Source organism: Faucicola osloensis, assembly GCF_020041925.1.
GTDB classification, from domain to species: domain Bacteria; phylum Pseudomonadota; class Gammaproteobacteria; order Pseudomonadales; family Moraxellaceae; genus Faucicola; species Faucicola osloensis_D.
Window position 1 is genome coordinate 1,800,254 of the sequence record NZ_CP083409.1, and the last position, 15,888, is coordinate 1,816,141.

The window sequence follows — 15,888 nt, forward strand, 5'->3', positions numbered from 1 at the left end:
CGATACAGTGGTTATTCTGATAAATTAGCGTCCAATAAATTACCTTCCAATAAATTAGCGGACTGGTCAGTTATAGACTTAATTATTTTGTCTGACAAAAGCGATCATACAGTACATTGAGGATTGCCAAGGCATCGTCACTGGCGACTGAATAATAAATTTGTTTGCCTTCGCGGCGGGTGTTGACCAAACCATCTTTACGCAAAATCCCCAATTGCTGCGACAGGCTTGGTTGACCCAGTCCCACTTTCTCTTCAAGCTGGCTCACACAATGCTCACCTTGCGTCAATTGACACAGCAGCATCAAGCGGTCAGGATGAGATAACGACTTTAACAACTGGCTGGCTTTTCCTGCCGCAGCGTGCATTTGATCGAGCATGGTTGCATCCATCGACACAGGCGCATCGGACTGCGGTTCGGCAATTTCAGACATGGCTTTCCCCCCAAGGTGTTTTGATGGCTGATACTAACTGGTGCTACCATCAAACTTATCACATAATTTTAAAATCAATAAACGTTTGCGCCAATACAATATATTTAAAAACATATTATAAAATAATATAATGAATTGAGCAACGCCTTTCAATGCGGCTATTATACAAAAGTATAAAGTGTTTTTTCAGTTGAAATTGCCATAAAGATATGCCAAAAGCGTTTTTAGATAACAGGAAAACTTATGAACATTCATTCTTTTTTAGACAACGACACTGAAACTTTTACTCACGTCCTAGTTAATGAAGCTAGCAAACACTGTGCCATCATCGACCCAGTATTGGATTTTGACCCCGCAGCCGGCAAAATTAGCTATGATAATGCCAATAACGTCATTGGGTTTGTCAAATCACAAGGGTTGACCTTGGACTATATCATCGAAACCCACGCCCATGCCGATCATTTATCGTCCGCGCCTTATATCAAAGCGCAATTAGGCGGTAAAATAGTGATGGGTAAATATATCGATAAGGTGCAAAAAACCTTTAAAACCATTTTTAACTTTGACGACCTAGCCACCGATGCCAGTCAATTTGATGTTTTGACTGAGGAAGGCAGCGAGTTAACACTGGGTGATTTGAGCATTACAGCCATGCATGTACCGGGTCATACCCCAGCCGATATGGCATATAAAGTGACGGATAAAAGCGCAGGCAATGAAAAAATGGCGGTATTCGTCGGTGATACTATTTTTGCCCCTGATGTCGGCTCTGCACGCTGTGACTTTCCTCATGGTAGTGCCGAGGATTTGTATGACTCGATTCAGCGTTTATTAGCCTTGCCCGATGATACCCTGCTGTATCTTTGCCATGATTACCCACCCAAGGGCGGGCGTGAGCATATCGCAACGGTTTATGTCGGTGAGCAAAAATTACGCAACATTCATGTCAAACAAGGGACGCCTAAAGCAGAATTTGTACGAATGCGTAACCAACGTGACAAAACACTTGCAATGCCACGTTTGATTTTGCCATCAGTACAAGTTAACATCAATGCAGGTGAATTGCCAAAACCAGAAGACAATGGCGTTCGCTACCTTAAAATTCCCTTAAATCAATTATCATAAAATAAGGAAGAATAATAAATGAAAACCAATGTGGGCAACAAAGAAAGAGTCGTGCGTGTTGTGGCAGGTCTAGCTTTACTAAAATCAGCGAAAAGCAAAAAGATGAAAATGCTTGGCTTAATACCCTTAGTATCGGGTGCGACGGGTCATTGTCCTTGTTATAGCATGCTAGGTATCAACACCGCCAAATCAGCAGCAGATAGCAAAAAGCACTCTAAAGCGCAATCCAAAGATCATGCGAAAGATAGCGCTGATGACAAAAGCACCGTGATTGACAGTGTCATGCAAACAGCTGAAACCTTAAAAGAAACAGTTCAAGAAAAAGCAGCCACGCTTAAAGAGACTGCTCAGGAAAAAATAGAAGAACTTGCAGACGCCAAGAAAGCTGACGATGCAGACAAGGCGAAAAAGTCAGAACAATCAGAAAAAAAAGAGGCTTAATCTAGGCGGCTTTAATTTAAGCGAATGTGACATTCGTTATAGCCTAATAAAAGACTGAGAAAAGGCATCCGTTTGGGTGTCTTTTTTCGTTATACTAGCTTTTATCATTCTCAAGACAAACACAACTCAATGAAAAATACAGCGGTCAAATTTTGTGGCTTTACCCAACTTCAAGATATTACAAATGCGGTCAATCTTGGCGTGGATGCGGTGGGTTTTGTATTTTATGAGCCAAGTCCGCGAGCAGTGACCCCCGAGCAAGCCTGTGAGCTTGCCAAAGTGGTGCCTGCGTTTACCACGGTGGTGGCATTGGTGGTCAATATGCCCGAGCAAGAATTGGTTTATCTATCGCATCACGTGCCGTTTGATATCGTGCAGTTTCACGGGGATGAAACGCCGCGAGAATGCAAGCTGATGGCGGATAGAATCAATAAACGCTGGATAAAGGCATTACGCATCAGCCATGATGACACCACGGAGACGATTGTCACCCAAATCCAAGCGCTTAAAGACTTTGGCGCGTGTAGCGTGCTACTTGACGCCTATCATCCCGATAAATTTGGCGGAACGGGCGATAGTTTTGATTGGGATAAAATCCCCAAACACTCGCCATTACCGATTATGTTGGCTGGGGGTTTAACGACGGATAACGTGGGCGAAGCGATTAGGCAAACGGGCGTGTATGGCGTGGATGTGAGTGGCGGGATTGAGTCAGCAAAAGGGGTGAAAAGCTTGGAGAAAATGTCAGCATTTTTAAACGTTGTAAAATCAAATTAGAAGTCATTTGGAACAGAATGAAACTCGTTACTTTATATATTCCTAAGGAAAAAACTGAAAGTTTTCATCAATGGCTTTGTGATAAAAGGAATGTTAATGGTGAAATAAAAAATCTTACCAATAATCCAAATGATTTTCTTTACATTGAAAGCTTCAGCAATTGGATTGATGAATTGGACAAAGAAGATATTTATGAAATTAACAGTTTGGTTGGAGACTTTTCTTCATTCACTATTCATTGGCGAAATAATCACAATCTATTTATGTTTCTAAGTGAAATAAATGAAATTTATAGTTTTGTGATTGATAATGACAATTGGCAGAAAAAAATCAACACAGAACTGATGAAACTAAACTTTGAAGAATTTGATAAATGGATTCTAGGAAAAAGTGAATAATGAGTCAATTCAATCAAGTATTAATTTAACATTGCAAAATTAATAAAATTCTATATACTAACGTACTAGTATATTAGTACATAAAATTATAGGTAACAATATGAATATCTTGGTCACAGGCGTTACCGCAGGATTTGGCAAAGCAATTGCCGAATTACTCATCTCAAAAGGTCATACCGTCATCGGCACAGGCAGACGCCAAGAAAAACTGGACGAACTCAAACAACAGCATGGCGATAAATTTATTCCATTAGCCTTCGATGTTGCCGATTTAGAAGGCACTAAAACCGCATTGAAAACTTTGCCAAATGATTTGCTTACCCACATCAATGTACTGGTCAATAACGCAGGATTGGCACTGGGACTTGAATCCGCAGATAAAACAGACTTTGCCGATTGGCAACAAATGGTCAATACCAATATTCTAGGCTTGATTCATTTAACCCATGAAATTTTACCTTTCATGGTCGCCAACAACGATGGCTACATTATTAATTTAAGCTCAACCGCAGGCAGTTATCCGTATTTTGGTGGTAATGTGTATGGCGCCACCAAAGCCTTTGTGACCCAGTTTAGTCTAAATTTGCGTGCCGATTTGGTCGGTAAAAATATCCGCGTTAGCAATATCGAGCCAGGACTATGTGGTGGCACAGAGTTTAGCAATATTCGCTTTCATGGCGATGACGCCAAAGCCGCGCAAGTTTATGATAGCGTGCAATATGTCACCCCACAAGATATCGCCAATATGGTGGCATGGCTGATTGAACAGCCCAAACACGTTAATATCAACCGTATCGAAGTCATGCCAACCGCACAGACCTTTGCAGGTTTAAAAGTAGTGAAGGATTTGTAATGTTTAAGGTTGGCGATAAAGTCATTAAAAACCCTAAGACTTGGAAACAAAATGATTTTGATAGTTGGGGTAGAGGTGAGGGCGTTGGAACTATAGTTGAACCACCTTTCCCTGTTGATGATATAGATTGTGTTGATGTACGCTGGGATAAAGGTCGTTGTTTTGAAGAAATTAGTGGTTTACAACTATGTAACGAATCCAAACCGAAATTCGAATCTTAAACATTAATCTTAGTTATAGATTGCAATATTAAATAAAGGAACAACAATGAACATTCAAAACCCAACTGAAGTAAAAGACTTCAAGCAATACCCAGATGCCAGCGGACATTTTGGCATTCATGGGGGACGCTTTGTCTCTGAAACCCTGATGGCGGCATTAGAACAACTTGAGAATATCTACAATACTGCCAAAGCTGACCCCGAATTTTGGAAAGCTTTTCAAGAAGACTTGGTCAATTATGTTGGCAGACCAACGCCACTTTATCATGCCAAGCGCCTAAGTGATGATATCGGTGGCGCGCAGATTTATCTTAAACGTGAAGATTTAAACCACACAGGCGCTCACAAAGTCAACAACACCATCGGTCAAGCGTTGCTTGCCAAAATGGTCGGCAAAAAACGCATCATTGCCGAGACAGGCGCAGGGCAACATGGCGTAGCAACTGCCACCATCGCGGCGCGTCTAGGCTTAGAGTGCGTGGTGTATATGGGCGCAGATGATGTCGAACGCCAAGCCATGAACGTGTATCGTATGCGTTTGCTTGGGGCAACAGTGGTACCTGTCACCTCGGGCACTCGCACGCTCAAAGACGCCATGAACGAAGCCATGCGTGACTGGGTCACCAATGTCGATAGCACTTATTATGTGATTGGCACTGTCGCAGGTCCGCACCCATACCCCATGCTGGTGCGTGACTTTCAAGCTATTATCGGCAAAGAAGCCAAACTACAACATTACCAAAAAACAGGCAAACTGCCCGATGCGTTGGTCGCTTGTGTCGGTGGCGGTAGTAATGCCATCGGACTGTTTTATGACTTTTTAAATGATAAAGACGTCAAAATGTATGGCATCGAAGCCGGCGGCGATGGGGTCGAGACAGGCAACCATGCTGCACCGCTTACCGTCGGTCGAGTGGGCGTATTACATGGCAACCGCACGTATTTGATGGCGGATGATGATGGGCAGATTTTGGGCACCCATTCTATTTCAGCAGGGCTTGATTACCCTGGCGTGGGTCCTGAGCATAGTTTCTTAAAGGATATCGACCGTGTGCAATATGTACCTTGTACCGATGAAGAAGCGATGGTTGGCTTTCGTGAATGCACCCAAAAAGAAGGGATTATTCCTGCACTAGAAAGCTCGCACGCCATTGCGTATGCGTTGAAACTTGCCAAAACCATGAGCAAAGACCAGTCGATTATTGTTAATCTGTCGGGTCGTGGAGATAAGGATTTGCATACCGTCATGAAACGTGAAGGGATTGAGATTTGATTGATAATCTGCTCAATTGGAATGGATTAAATTCACTATGTTTTACATTTATAGTTATGAGAGATACAGTTTAGCGAATTAATGGGGATGATGACAAATAATACTGAAATGCAACTGCCAACTAATAGCTACAAAATAATTTATTATTTGTACATGGCTTTTGCTTTTTACTTTCTAATCGGTATTTATGCCAATTTTCACGAAGGTATTTGGGAGATTTTATACCAACTTAGTTTTAGTATGGTTTTTCTTTCAATAATGCCAGCTAGCTATTTTATATTTCAAAAAATGCGACAAGGGAATGATAGTGTTTTAGCCGATATTAGAAGTGGCATTCTGGTCATCATATTTTTAGCAATTATATTATTTCTTGGTTCATTTGAATTTAAACAGAGCTTTTATGCTGTTTTTGAGCCCACCAAAACAGCGATTGCTGATGAATACACAACCCAAATAAAAGACTATCGTGGGACGAAACAGTATTATTTGTTTTTTGATGATAAAGAAAATCCAAGCTCTTGCGATAGTCATATACAAAAGTGCAAATATCAATATAAAGTGAGAATCAATAGTGGCACTTATCAACAGATAAACAATAAACAGCAAATGGCAAAAAACAATCCTTTGAAAATATTCTATAAGCCGAAAGCTGAGATTTTAATGAAATGGAAAGCTATTTAAACTTCCCAATAAATTTACGCTAATATTAGGAAAACCTATGACCCGAATTGAAACCACCTTTAACACATTGCGAGAGCAAAACAAAAAAGCTTTAATTCCTTATGTGATGGCAGGTGACCCAAACCCAACTGTTACCGTCAGCTTACTGCATGAACTTGTTGACCACGGCGCAGACGTCATCGAAGTTGGCTTGCCATTTTCTGACCCCATGGCAGACGGTGAGACTATCGCGCTAGCAGGCGAGCGCGCGTTAGCAGGCGGCACCAGTACTCGCCAAGCGATTGAGATGGTAAAAGCGTTTCGTAAAACCAACACCACCACGCCAGTGCTAGTCATGGGCTATCTAAATCCGATTGAAATCATCGGTTATGACAAGTTTATCAGCCTTTGTCAAGATGCCGGGATTGACGGTGTTTTGATGGTCGATTTACCGCCGCAAGAAGCGGGCGATTTTACCCAAAAACTTGCCAATTCCGCGATGAACGAAATCTTTTTACTTGCGCCAACCACCTTGCCAGAACGCCGTGAACAAGTGTTAAAACATGGCGGTGGTTTTATCTATTATGTATCGGTCAAAGGCGTAACAGGCTCAAAAGCATTGGATGCCCAAGATGTGGGCGAACACGTCCAAGCGATTAAAGCACAAACTGCCTTGCCTGTGTGTGTCGGTTTTGGTATTCGTGATGGTGCATCGGCAAAAGCAGTCGGACAATATGCGGATGGCGTGATTGTCGGTAGTGAACTGGTGAAAAACTTTGCGGATGTAGGCAATGATGAACAAAAAATCGCCCATGCCAAAAAAGCTATCTTAGATAAAATGGATGAGCTAAGACAGGCGATTGACAGTCTTGAGTGATAGAATGGTTGAGGTATTTGAGGTTAATCATTTCATTTATTGCTAAAATCAGTTAGCATACGCATTATAAAATGAGTTTGTACTTGTACACTCAAACAACTACTATTCAATGGCACTCTTAAATTGCACTGTTAATAGGGATTTATTATGAGCACTGATATGAAGCCTCAACCGATGGGACAGACACTGGAAGAAACTTGGTTAAAACGCCCATTACCCACCATCAAGCCGCGTGCCAAGCAAATATTGACGGCGGTTGAGACCGAACCATCGACTCAATGTCCCAACTGTAATTCAATCATCACCAATACGGCGCTGATTTTCAATAATTATGTCTGCCCATCATGTGATGAACATCTTAGCATGACCGCACGCACACGTCTGAACTGGTTTTTTGACCAAGTCGATGACGAGCTGGGGCAGCAATACCAAGCAGGCAATCCCTTAGACTTTGTCGATAGCAAGCCTTACCCAACCCGGATGAGTGAAGCGCAAGCCAAGACGGGCGAAACCGAAGCGTTTATCGTCATGAAAGGCAAACTTCAGCGGCTACCCGTGGTGGCTTGTGCGTTTGATTTTGCTTTTATGGGGGGCTCAATGGGCTCTGTGGTAGGCGATCGATTTGTGCTGGCTGCCGAGACAGCGCTCAAAGAACAAATCCCACTGGTGTGTTTTGCCGCATCGGGTGGCGCCCGTATGCAAGAGGGCTTGTTATCACTCATGCAGATGGCGCGTACTGCCGCAGCGATTGAGAAACTCAAACACGCCAATATTCCTTATATTGTGGTACTGACCAATCCTGTGTATGGCGGTGTGACCGCAAGCTTGGCTATGCTTGGCGATATCCATTTGGCGGAGCCCAAAGCCATGATTGGTTTTGCGGGCAAACGAGTGATTGAACAAACCGTTCGCGAGGTGCTGGGCGAGCCCTTCCAGCGCGCTGAGTTTTTGGTAGAGCATGGTGTGGTCGATCAAGTCGTCCATCGTTTACAAATGAAAGAAACGATTCATCGCTTACTCAAAAAAATGACCTATTTTCGTCAGGCTCACTAATTCATTATTATCACGGTTTTATCCATGCAACAGTCAAGCTTACCACCCGCACTCTCACCATCCCCATTGCCGCCTAGCGTTTTAAGCTCGTTAACCGAGTGGCTAAACTACATGCAGGGCATCCATGTGTCTGCGATTGATATGGGGCTTGAGCGGGTGATACCCGTATTTCAAGCATTGGGTATAAAGCAAACCGATGCCTTTGTGTTTACCGTGGCAGGCACCAATGGCAAAGGTTCAACCACCGCCACTATTGCCGAGATTTGTCAACAAGCAGGCTATAAAACCGCTTTATATCAATCGCCGCATTTACTGGTGTTTAATGAGCGTGTCAGAATCAATGGAGAAATGGTCGATGACCAAACTTTGATTGATGCGTTTGCCAAAATTGAGCAGGCGAGAGTGGATTGTGGGTTGACGCTGTCATTTTTTGAAATGACGACGCTTGCCGCGTTTTTAATTTTTGCCCAAAACCACTGTGATGTATGGGTATTGGAGGTGGGTTTAGGCGGTCGCCTCGATGTCGTCAATGTCATCGAGCCAAACCTTGCGGTGATTACCAATGTGGGTATCGACCATGTCGAATGGCTGGGCGACACCCGTGAAAAAATCGCCACAGAAAAAGCCGGTATTTTGCGTGATAACCTGACATTGGTGTATGGCGAAAGGGATATGCCATCGACCATTCCGCCTTTGGTTGCACAGCACCATGCCCATTTACTACAGTATGGCAAAGATTATGGCTATCGCCATACTGACGGTGCAATGACATGGCAATATAGCAATAGCGCGGTGACTTTATCGTTGCCTATGCCCAATTTGTCTTTGCACAATACCGCAACGGCTATCACCGCCCTCCTAGCCAGCCCATTGACCATAACCCAAGACCACATCCAAGCTGCGTTACCAAAGGTAAAATTGGCAGGGCGTTTTGACAGCAGAGGGATGTCAGCTCGTCAATGGGTGTTTGACGTTGCCCACAATGAGCATGGGATGCAGTTTTTGCTCAAGCAGTTGACACCGCATGTACATGCTTACCAACGCCAGCATCCAACCGCCAAATTGCATTTGGTGATATCCATGCTCGCTGATAAAGACATCGAGCCTGTACTCGCGCAGCTACAGCAATTCTCCCAGACGGTGATGCCGATTGACAGTGTTCACAGCGGCGTTATCTCTCACCCTAGAGCCAGTAGTCAAGAACGCTTAACTGAGCTGTTACCACGCTATTTTAATTCTGTGTCTATTTTTGAGGATTTGAATTTAGCGACCCAATCGGTGATTGACGACAGCCAAGATAATGACCTGATTTTGGTGTGTGGTTCTTTTTATACCATCAGCGGTGTACTGACCAGCCAATCACTCAGTGAATAACGAATTTGTGCGTCAAATGATTTTACTTTTCAAAATTTTCAGTTAATATCTCAATAATGGTGAAAACTGCTAACGCGAATTTTGCTATGATTAGTCAAAATTCGTTGATTTTTATAGGTTGAAAAAATCATTTATCAAGACACATAAACTAGGGTAATTGGCATGAAATTTTCTAAGCAAGCATTATTGGGTACAACGGTATTGTTAGGCGGTAGCGTGTTGTTATATGCCACTATGCACCAAGTCTTGAATGCGCCTGCCAAACCTGCAGCCAATAGCCAACAAGTTATCGCTAAACCCACGACAGATAAACAAACAGCAATCAGCAACGAGCCACTCACCGCCGATGTCGCAACCGAAAAAAATTTACTGGCGCAAAAACAAAAAGAACGGGAGCAACGGGTCGCTGCGCAAGAACAACAAGCCCAGCAATACATGACCGAACAACAGCGAATTGAAGCCGAAGCTTTAGCTCGTAGCCGTGCTGAAAATCAACTGTATGCCAACAAAAATGCCGCCAATACCAATTCGGTGGTTGCCAGCTCAGTGACCGCGATTACCCAACCTGTGGTAAAGCCCCGACCCGTTGACACGGTCGCCGCGCCACCACAAACGCAAGCTGCAGTACCCAATAGCGTACAAAATACTGCACAGACCCAAAGCGCTGCAAAAACTAAAGAACAAGTAGCTACGCCAAAGCCCACAGTGACAGCACCCGTCGTCGCACAGCCGCAGCCCGCGGCAAAAACCATCCCTAACAATCCTGGTACCTATCAGGTTAAGGCAGGCGAGGGGTTGATAGGGTTGTCACGTCGCTACAATGTGCCAGTCGACGTATTGGCAAGCGTCAATAATCTCAACACCACCAGCAGCTTACGTGTCGGGCAAACTATCACCATCCCGACTGCGGCACAAGTCAACCGTATTACCCAGCAAGCCCAAGCGCAAGAGCAACAACGTCAAAATGAGCTTGCTCGCAAAAAGCAAGAAGCTGAACAAAAAAAGCAACAGGCGCTACTGCAGCAGCAGCAAGAAGTCGCCCGTAAAAAACAAGAAGCCGCGCAAAAAGAGCAGCAAAAACAGCAAGAAATCGCTCGCAAAAAGCAAGAAGCCCAGTTAAAAGAGCAATTAAAAGAGCAAAAACGTCAACAAGAAATCGCCCAGAAAAAATTAGAAGCTCAGCAACAAGCCCAGAAAAAACAAGCATTCCAAGCGGCACAAGATAATTTAAGGCAGGCGCGTCAGACGGTGAAACAAACGGATGTTAAAGGTACGTTTGGGGTACAAGTTGCATTGGCAACCGACCAAAAAAAAGCCAGTGAAATTACCCAAAAATTACAAGCGGCAGGCTACAAAGTCAAAACCACCCAAACGAGTAAAGGGGTACGTATCGTCGTAGGTCCAGAAAAAGGCAAAGTCGCTGCCTTGGCGCTCAAAGACAAGCTCAATAACGATAGCCGTGTGGATGTTAATAGCGGCTGGGTGCTTTACTGGTAAGTCTATTTGACCTTTTAAAGCCAAATTATCCAAATAAGGCGAAACCATCCAAATAATGCGACATTTTGTGTCGCGTTATTTATTTATGCCCTTGTGAAAATCACCCAATAGGGGAATAATGCTGCCTTGTGGTAGTTATCCTATAGATACGAGTGTGTGGTTAGTGTGACAATTTTTTTAGTATTAGCGTTTGTGGTGTTTATCCTGTTAGTATTTGCCTTTCGTAGTAGTGGTAGTAGCCGTGAAGAGGTTATTAAGCCCGTTCGGGGAGATGAATTAGCGGTATGGCCTTTTGAGCCGATGCCGATCATGACGCCGACCGAAGTGATATTTTTTAATCGCTTGCAGCAAGCCGTGCCTGAGCTGATTATTTTTGGGCAAGTACAGTTATCGCGTATTATCATGCCAAATGACGATGACGATACTGACCAAGGTTTTTGGTTCAATCGTATTTGCCGTATGAGTGTTGACTATGTGCTGGTCGATCAAGACAAGCAAACCGTACTATTGGCAATTGAATTAGACGACTGGACGCACAATACTCGCCGCCGTCAGCAGCAAGATGAAAAAAAAGACAAAGCGCTGTTGAGTGCAGGCATTTCGATATTACGAATCGATGGGGAAGCCATGCCGGACGCTGCGCTTTTACGCCGCAAAATATTAGCGGTGCTAGGCTAAGATTAAAATCGCAAAAAACTGTAGAAAGTGTTGCATTCAAAAAAAAACTCGCTATAATACTCAAACTCAACATAGGCGATTAGTTCAATTGGTAGAGCGTCGGTCTCCAAAACCGAATGTTGGGGGTTCGAGTCCCTCATCGCCTGCCACATTTTAGTTAGTTTAGCGTGTACGCTGTATTCTAATAATAAAATACGTTTTAATGATAGACAGGGCAGCCTTATGAAACAAATGCTAGAGAACAAACTAGCAGAGCTCAATGGCAAAAGGATGTCTGGTGAAAAAGTGGTTGTCCACGAACCTGCTGCTATTGAGATTGCCAAACGACACTCCCCTAAAGATTTTGCCCTGTGGATTTTTGCTTTTGTCGCATTAATCAGCGCAACTTTAGTTAATCAATATTTACCCGCATATTGGCAACCCGCTAGCAGTTTATGGACGCGCGTGGCTGTTATTGCTGGACTAATCATTGCTGCATTATTGGCACTGGCGTTGACCAACCAAGGCAGTGCTTTTAAGACACTGTTGCAAGATTCCCGCGTTGAATTACGCCGTGTGACTTGGCCTAGCAAACAAGAAACCCTTGAATACACTTGGCAAGTTGCAGTAGTGGCTGGGATATTAGCTTTTATTGTGTGGTTATTAGATACCGTATTTAGCCAGTTGATTCAATACGTCATTGGTCAATAGCAAAAATTTAGCCAAACCCTTTTATTTGACCCACATCTGTGGGTTTTTATCTATCTAGCAATATCAATATTTTACCTGCATTGCTCATCTTTGGTATAGTAGGCGATGTGTTTAGCAATGAATTAGAGGAAGATTATCCATGCGTTGGTATATCGTACAAGCATTTTCAGGCTTTGAAAAACAAGTGCAGCGTTCATTGATTGAACGTATCAATCGCAGCGAATACAAAGAATCGTTTGGTCAAGTACTCGTCCCAACCGAAGAAGTTATCGAAATGCGGGATGGCAAAAAACGCAAATCTGAGCGTAAATTCTTCCCAGGTTACGTATTGATTGAAATGGATATGAACGACAACACATGGCACTTAGTTAAAGACTGTCCACGTGTGATGGGTTTTATTGGGGGTACGCCAGAAAATCCTGCGCCGATTACCCCAAAAGAAGCCGATACTATTTTAAATCGTTTAAATACCAACGAAAATAAACCGCGTCCAAAAACCTTATTTGAGCCAGGTGAAGAAGTATTGGTCATCGATGGTCCGTTTACCGAGTTTAGAGGCTTGGTGGAAAAAGTGGATTACGAAAAATCACGCTTACAGTTGACCGTCAATGTCTTTAACCGTCCAACACCGGTTGAGTTAGAATTTAAGCAAGTAGAAAAAATTAACTAATTTTTGATAAGTTTGCTTTTTCAGGGGTTTTTGATCTTAAAATTGTAACTAAGTGCCAAATTTAGCAATTTTTGCTTTACCTAAGTAAAAATTCGCTTATAATATGGCACTTTATTTTTTCTGTTGTCTGTAAGATTGACAATATCACCCGGGGAGCCAGAGAGCCATTCGATGAGTGGGAGTCTAGCGCTATTACCCATAACAGGAGTCTATCATGGCTAAAAAGATTGATGGTTACATCAAACTACAAGTGCCAGCTGGTAAAGCTAATCCATCACCACCTATCGGTCCAGCATTGGGTCAAAAAGGTGTGAACATCATGGCATTCTGTAAAGAGTTCAACGCAGCTACTTCTAGCATGGAACCAGGTCTACCTGTTCCCGTTGAAATCACTGTTTACAACGACAAATCGTTCACCTTCATCATGAAGTCACCACCAGCGGCGTTTTTAATTCGCAAAGCTGCAGGTGCTGCTAAAGGTTCAGGCGTACCGAATAAAACTAAAGTAGGTAAAGTCGACCGTGCACAGTTAGAAGAAATTGCTAACACTAAAAATGCTGACTTAACTGCTGCTGACTTAGAAGCTGCGGTTCGCACATTGGCGGGTACTGCTCGCTCAATGGGTATTGACGTGGAGGGCGTGTAAATGGCTAAATTAACTAAACGTCAAAAAGCAATCGCTGAAAGCTATGATGCGAACAAACAATACACATTGACTGAAGCGGTGGAAATTCTAAATAAATTACCACCTGCAAAATTCAAAGAGTCAATCGATATTGCTATCAATCTAGGCGTTGACCCACGTAAATCTGACCAAGTGGTTCGTGGTGCTACCAACCTACCTGCAGGTACTGGTAAAACCAAACGCGTTGCCGTGTTTGCACAAGGTGCAGCAGCTGACGCAGCAAAAGAAGCGGGTGCTGATATCGTAGGTTTTGAAGACCTAGCAGAAAGCATCAAAGCGGGTAATATGGACTTTGATGTTGTGATTGCGTCACCTGATGCTATGCGCGTTGTCGGTCAATTAGGTACAATTTTAGGTCCACGTGGTTTAATGCCAAACCCTAAAGTAGGTACAGTGACCCCTAACGTTGCTGAAGCGGTTAAAAACACCAAAGCGGGTCAGGCAACTTACCGTGTTGATAAAGCGGGTATTATCCATACCACAATTGGTCAAGTAGGCTTTAGTGCTGAACAAATCGAGCAAAATGCATCTGCATTAATCGCTGATTTGAAAAAAGCAAAACCTGCGACCTCAAAAGGTATTTATATCAAAAAAATCACCCTATCAAGCACGATGGGTCCTGGCATCAACTTAGATGCAGTTCCTTATCGTAATGCGTAAGCTTAAACGCTTAGTGGTGAATTTTTAACATATTTTAAATTTAGTTCAGCACAAACGGGTTGTGCTGTCTAAGACCGTAGGTTCTATTGGTTTAATCATAATTAAATCATAAATAGTTTAATTGTGAAAATTTTTCACAGCCTACGCAGACGGGATGGCAGTTTAATTTATTATTGACTGCCACCGTATCGGAGTGATAATAAGTTGTACTTTAACTTATTATATTAACTAGGTTTATTGGTGCCCTAAGTTAATCATAACTAGGAAACTGATAATATGGAGACAACCCATGGCATTAAATCTTCAAGACAAACAAGCGATTGTTGCTGAAGTAAGTGAATCTGCCAAAGGTGCCCTTTCTGCTGTTGTTGCTGATGCTCGTGGCGTGACAGTAGGTAAAATGACCCAACTACGTAAAGAAGCTCGTGCAGCGGGTGTTGATATGCGTATCGTGCGTAATACTTTATTACGTCGTGCGTTAGAAGACACTAACTACACTGTGTTAAATGACGTATTTGTAGGTCCAACACTTATCGCATTCTCAACTGAACATCCAGGTGCTGCAGCACGTTTGTTCAAAGAATTTGCTAAAACAAACGATAAGTTTGAAATTAAAGGTGCAGCTTTTGAAGGCGAGTTTATCGCTGCTAAAGATATCGATCGTTTAGCAAGCTTACCAACTTACGACGAAGCGATTGCGCGCTTAATGGGTACGATGAAAGAAGCCGCTGCAGGCAAATTTGTTCGTACTTTGGCAGCATTACGCGACAAAATGCAAGGCGAAGGCGAAGTCGCTTAATTTATTTAAGCAAACTTAGCTACGCTTAGCATTTTTTAAACCAAATTCACTTATTTAGGAATACACATCATGGCATTAACTAACCAAGAAATTCTTGATGCAATCGCTGAAAAATCAGTAATGGAAATTGTAGATCTTATCTCTGCAATGGAAGAAAAATTTGGCGTATCAGCCGCTGCACTAGCAGCAGCACCTGCAGCAGCCGGTGACGCACCTGCAGCAGAAGAAAAAGACGACTTCAACGTTGTATTAACTGGCGCTGGCGACAAGAAAGTAGCTGTTATTAAAGCAGTTCGCGAAATCACTGGTTTAGGCTTAAAAGAAGCTAAAGACCTAGTTGAAGGCGCACCACAAACAGTTAAAGAAGGCGTAGCGAAAGCTGAAGCTGAAGAATTGAAGAAAAAATTAGAAGAAGCAGGTGCATCAGTAGAATTGAAATAATTCTCGCACTTAAGTTTTCTGAACTTCAAAAAGCTATTATTGCGCTTGCAATAATAGCTTTTTTTTATTATAATCATTCTCTTGACCTTTCGTGTCTGATTGAACATAAGATGGCACACGCACCAAGGACAGAATTGTTCCATGCAAGTTAGAAAGTCTGGTAATGCGTAAAAAAACTTGAGCTAAATACCCCAAAGGTGTTTGGCTTTTTGTCGTCTCTACAGTTTTTGTTTGTATCGATTTTATATTATAGCGCTGATTGGGTTATGCATCCTGTGATGAT

20 protein-coding genes and 1 tRNA gene are annotated in these 15,888 nt (G+C 42.9%); 20 read left to right on the forward strand and 1 reads right to left on the reverse strand.

The window, feature by feature from the left end; all coding sequences use genetic code 11:
- Positions 1–82: 82 nt before the first annotated feature.
- Positions 83–391: an ArsR/SmtB family transcription factor gene (locus tag LAJ61_RS07940; RefSeq protein ID WP_257619619.1), complete on the reverse strand. Its 309-nt coding sequence runs from the start codon at positions 389–391 to the stop codon at positions 83–85.
- Positions 392–676: 285 nt separating this feature from the next.
- Here LAJ61_RS07940 and LAJ61_RS07945 point away from each other — a divergent pair, with 285 nt between their 5' ends.
- From LAJ61_RS07945 to rplL, 20 genes are all read left to right on the forward strand, one after another.
- Positions 677–1,558 (forward strand): MBL fold metallo-hydrolase, encoded by an 882-nt coding sequence (locus LAJ61_RS07945; RefSeq protein ID WP_224053484.1) that lies wholly within the window; start codon positions 677–679, stop codon positions 1,556–1,558.
- Between the two features lie 18 nt (positions 1,559–1,576).
- Positions 1,577–1,999: a YgaP family membrane protein gene (locus LAJ61_RS07950; RefSeq protein WP_224053485.1), complete on the forward strand. Its 423-nt coding sequence runs from the start codon at positions 1,577–1,579 to the stop codon at positions 1,997–1,999.
- Between the two features lie 129 nt (positions 2,000–2,128).
- Positions 2,129–2,776, forward strand: a complete 648-nt coding sequence (locus LAJ61_RS07955) for a phosphoribosylanthranilate isomerase (protein ID WP_224053486.1) — start codon at positions 2,129–2,131, stop codon at positions 2,774–2,776.
- Between the two features lie 17 nt (positions 2,777–2,793).
- Positions 2,794–3,174 (forward strand): hypothetical protein, encoded by a 381-nt coding sequence (locus LAJ61_RS07960; RefSeq protein WP_224053487.1) that lies wholly within the window; start codon positions 2,794–2,796, stop codon positions 3,172–3,174.
- 100 nt (positions 3,175–3,274) lie between these two features.
- Positions 3,275–4,027, forward strand: coding sequence for an SDR family NAD(P)-dependent oxidoreductase (locus LAJ61_RS07965; RefSeq protein ID WP_224053488.1), 753 nt, complete (start codon positions 3,275–3,277; stop codon positions 4,025–4,027).
- Positions 4,027–4,248: a hypothetical protein gene (locus LAJ61_RS07970; RefSeq protein ID WP_224053489.1), complete on the forward strand. Its 222-nt coding sequence runs from the start codon at positions 4,027–4,029 to the stop codon at positions 4,246–4,248. Before LAJ61_RS07965 ends, LAJ61_RS07970 begins: the two co-directional genes overlap by 1 nt.
- Positions 4,249–4,294: 46 nt before the next feature.
- A complete protein-coding gene (trpB, locus tag LAJ61_RS07975) occupies positions 4,295–5,521 on the forward strand; it encodes a tryptophan synthase subunit beta (protein ID WP_224053490.1) in 1,227 nt (408 codons plus the stop codon).
- 87 nt (positions 5,522–5,608) lie between these two features.
- Positions 5,609–6,202, forward strand: coding sequence for a hypothetical protein (locus LAJ61_RS07980; RefSeq protein WP_224053491.1), 594 nt, complete (start codon positions 5,609–5,611; stop codon positions 6,200–6,202).
- Positions 6,203–6,239: 37 nt separating this feature from the next.
- Complete coding sequence (gene trpA / locus LAJ61_RS07985; protein ID WP_224053492.1) at positions 6,240–7,058, forward strand: tryptophan synthase subunit alpha; 819 nt, start codon at positions 6,240–6,242, stop codon at positions 7,056–7,058.
- Between the two features lie 147 nt (positions 7,059–7,205).
- Positions 7,206–8,111 (forward strand): acetyl-CoA carboxylase, carboxyltransferase subunit beta, encoded by a 906-nt coding sequence (gene accD, locus LAJ61_RS07990; protein ID WP_224053493.1) that lies wholly within the window; start codon positions 7,206–7,208, stop codon positions 8,109–8,111.
- Between the two features lie 24 nt (positions 8,112–8,135).
- Entirely contained in the window at positions 8,136–9,485 is a 1,350-nt protein-coding gene (folC, locus tag LAJ61_RS07995; RefSeq protein ID WP_224053494.1) for a bifunctional tetrahydrofolate synthase/dihydrofolate synthase, read from the forward strand.
- A gap of 162 nt (positions 9,486–9,647) precedes the next feature.
- The gene (locus LAJ61_RS08000) at positions 9,648–10,982 is read left to right on the forward strand and encodes an SPOR and LysM peptidoglycan-binding domain-containing protein (RefSeq protein WP_224053495.1); all 1,335 of its coding nucleotides are present in this window, start codon (positions 9,648–9,650) and stop codon (positions 10,980–10,982) included.
- Between the two features lie 165 nt (positions 10,983–11,147).
- Positions 11,148–11,660 carry a DUF2726 domain-containing protein gene (locus LAJ61_RS08005; protein WP_224053496.1) on the forward strand — a complete coding sequence of 171 codons (513 nt, stop codon included), beginning with the start codon at positions 11,148–11,150 and terminating at the stop codon, positions 11,658–11,660.
- Positions 11,661–11,733: 73 nt separating this feature from the next.
- Positions 11,734–11,809 (forward strand) — tRNA-Trp (locus tag LAJ61_RS08010).
- Between the two features lie 73 nt (positions 11,810–11,882).
- Positions 11,883–12,350 carry a preprotein translocase subunit SecE gene (secE, locus tag LAJ61_RS08015; RefSeq protein ID WP_036597689.1) on the forward strand — a complete coding sequence of 156 codons (468 nt, stop codon included), beginning with the start codon at positions 11,883–11,885 and terminating at the stop codon, positions 12,348–12,350.
- A 139-nt stretch (positions 12,351–12,489) separates the two neighbouring features.
- Positions 12,490–13,020, forward strand: a complete 531-nt coding sequence (gene nusG, locus LAJ61_RS08020) for a transcription termination/antitermination protein NusG (RefSeq protein ID WP_007116399.1) — start codon at positions 12,490–12,492, stop codon at positions 13,018–13,020.
- A 214-nt stretch (positions 13,021–13,234) separates the two neighbouring features.
- Positions 13,235–13,666, forward strand: a complete 432-nt coding sequence (gene rplK / locus LAJ61_RS08025; protein ID WP_036597691.1) for a 50S ribosomal protein L11 — start codon at positions 13,235–13,237, stop codon at positions 13,664–13,666.
- Positions 13,667–14,365, forward strand: coding sequence for a 50S ribosomal protein L1 (gene rplA, locus LAJ61_RS08030; protein ID WP_060996316.1), 699 nt, complete (start codon positions 13,667–13,669; stop codon positions 14,363–14,365).
- A gap of 289 nt (positions 14,366–14,654) precedes the next feature.
- A complete protein-coding gene (gene rplJ, locus LAJ61_RS08035; protein WP_224053497.1) occupies positions 14,655–15,164 on the forward strand; it encodes a 50S ribosomal protein L10 in 510 nt (169 codons plus the stop codon).
- 69 nt (positions 15,165–15,233) lie between these two features.
- Positions 15,234–15,605, forward strand: coding sequence for a 50S ribosomal protein L7/L12 (rplL, locus tag LAJ61_RS08040; protein ID WP_036597696.1), 372 nt, complete (start codon positions 15,234–15,236; stop codon positions 15,603–15,605).
- Positions 15,606–15,888 lie beyond the last annotated feature (283 nt).

Excerpts from the sequence above, each read along its gene's own strand:
- LAJ61_RS07940 (WP_257619619.1), bottom strand. The coding sequence starts at position 391 with ATGGATGCAACCATGCTCGATCAAATGCACGCTGCGGCAGGAAAAGCC.
- LAJ61_RS07945 (WP_224053484.1), top strand. The coding sequence starts at position 677 with ATGAACATTCATTCTTTTTTAGACAACGACACTGAAACTTTTACTCAC.
- LAJ61_RS07950 (WP_224053485.1), top strand. The coding sequence starts at position 1,577 with ATGAAAACCAATGTGGGCAACAAAGAAAGAGTCGTGCGTGTTGTGGCA.
- LAJ61_RS07955 (WP_224053486.1), top strand. The coding sequence starts at position 2,129 with ATGAAAAATACAGCGGTCAAATTTTGTGGCTTTACCCAACTTCAAGAT.
- LAJ61_RS07960 (WP_224053487.1), top strand. The coding sequence starts at position 2,794 with ATGAAACTCGTTACTTTATATATTCCTAAGGAAAAAACTGAAAGTTTT.
- LAJ61_RS07965 (WP_224053488.1), top strand. The coding sequence starts at position 3,275 with ATGAATATCTTGGTCACAGGCGTTACCGCAGGATTTGGCAAAGCAATT.
- LAJ61_RS07970 (WP_224053489.1), top strand. The coding sequence starts at position 4,027 with ATGTTTAAGGTTGGCGATAAAGTCATTAAAAACCCTAAGACTTGGAAA.
- trpB (WP_224053490.1), top strand. The coding sequence starts at position 4,295 with ATGAACATTCAAAACCCAACTGAAGTAAAAGACTTCAAGCAATACCCA.
- LAJ61_RS07980 (WP_224053491.1), top strand. The coding sequence starts at position 5,609 with ATGATGACAAATAATACTGAAATGCAACTGCCAACTAATAGCTACAAA.
- trpA (WP_224053492.1), top strand. The coding sequence starts at position 6,240 with ATGACCCGAATTGAAACCACCTTTAACACATTGCGAGAGCAAAACAAA.
- accD (WP_224053493.1), top strand. The coding sequence starts at position 7,206 with ATGAGCACTGATATGAAGCCTCAACCGATGGGACAGACACTGGAAGAA.
- folC (WP_224053494.1), top strand. The coding sequence starts at position 8,136 with ATGCAACAGTCAAGCTTACCACCCGCACTCTCACCATCCCCATTGCCG.
- LAJ61_RS08000 (WP_224053495.1), top strand. The coding sequence starts at position 9,648 with ATGAAATTTTCTAAGCAAGCATTATTGGGTACAACGGTATTGTTAGGC.
- secE (WP_036597689.1), top strand. The coding sequence starts at position 11,883 with ATGAAACAAATGCTAGAGAACAAACTAGCAGAGCTCAATGGCAAAAGG.
- nusG (WP_007116399.1), top strand. The coding sequence starts at position 12,490 with ATGCGTTGGTATATCGTACAAGCATTTTCAGGCTTTGAAAAACAAGTG.
- rplK (WP_036597691.1), top strand. The coding sequence starts at position 13,235 with ATGGCTAAAAAGATTGATGGTTACATCAAACTACAAGTGCCAGCTGGT.
- rplA (WP_060996316.1), top strand. The coding sequence starts at position 13,667 with ATGGCTAAATTAACTAAACGTCAAAAAGCAATCGCTGAAAGCTATGAT.
- rplJ (WP_224053497.1), top strand. The coding sequence starts at position 14,655 with ATGGCATTAAATCTTCAAGACAAACAAGCGATTGTTGCTGAAGTAAGT.
- rplL (WP_036597696.1), top strand. The coding sequence starts at position 15,234 with ATGGCATTAACTAACCAAGAAATTCTTGATGCAATCGCTGAAAAATCA.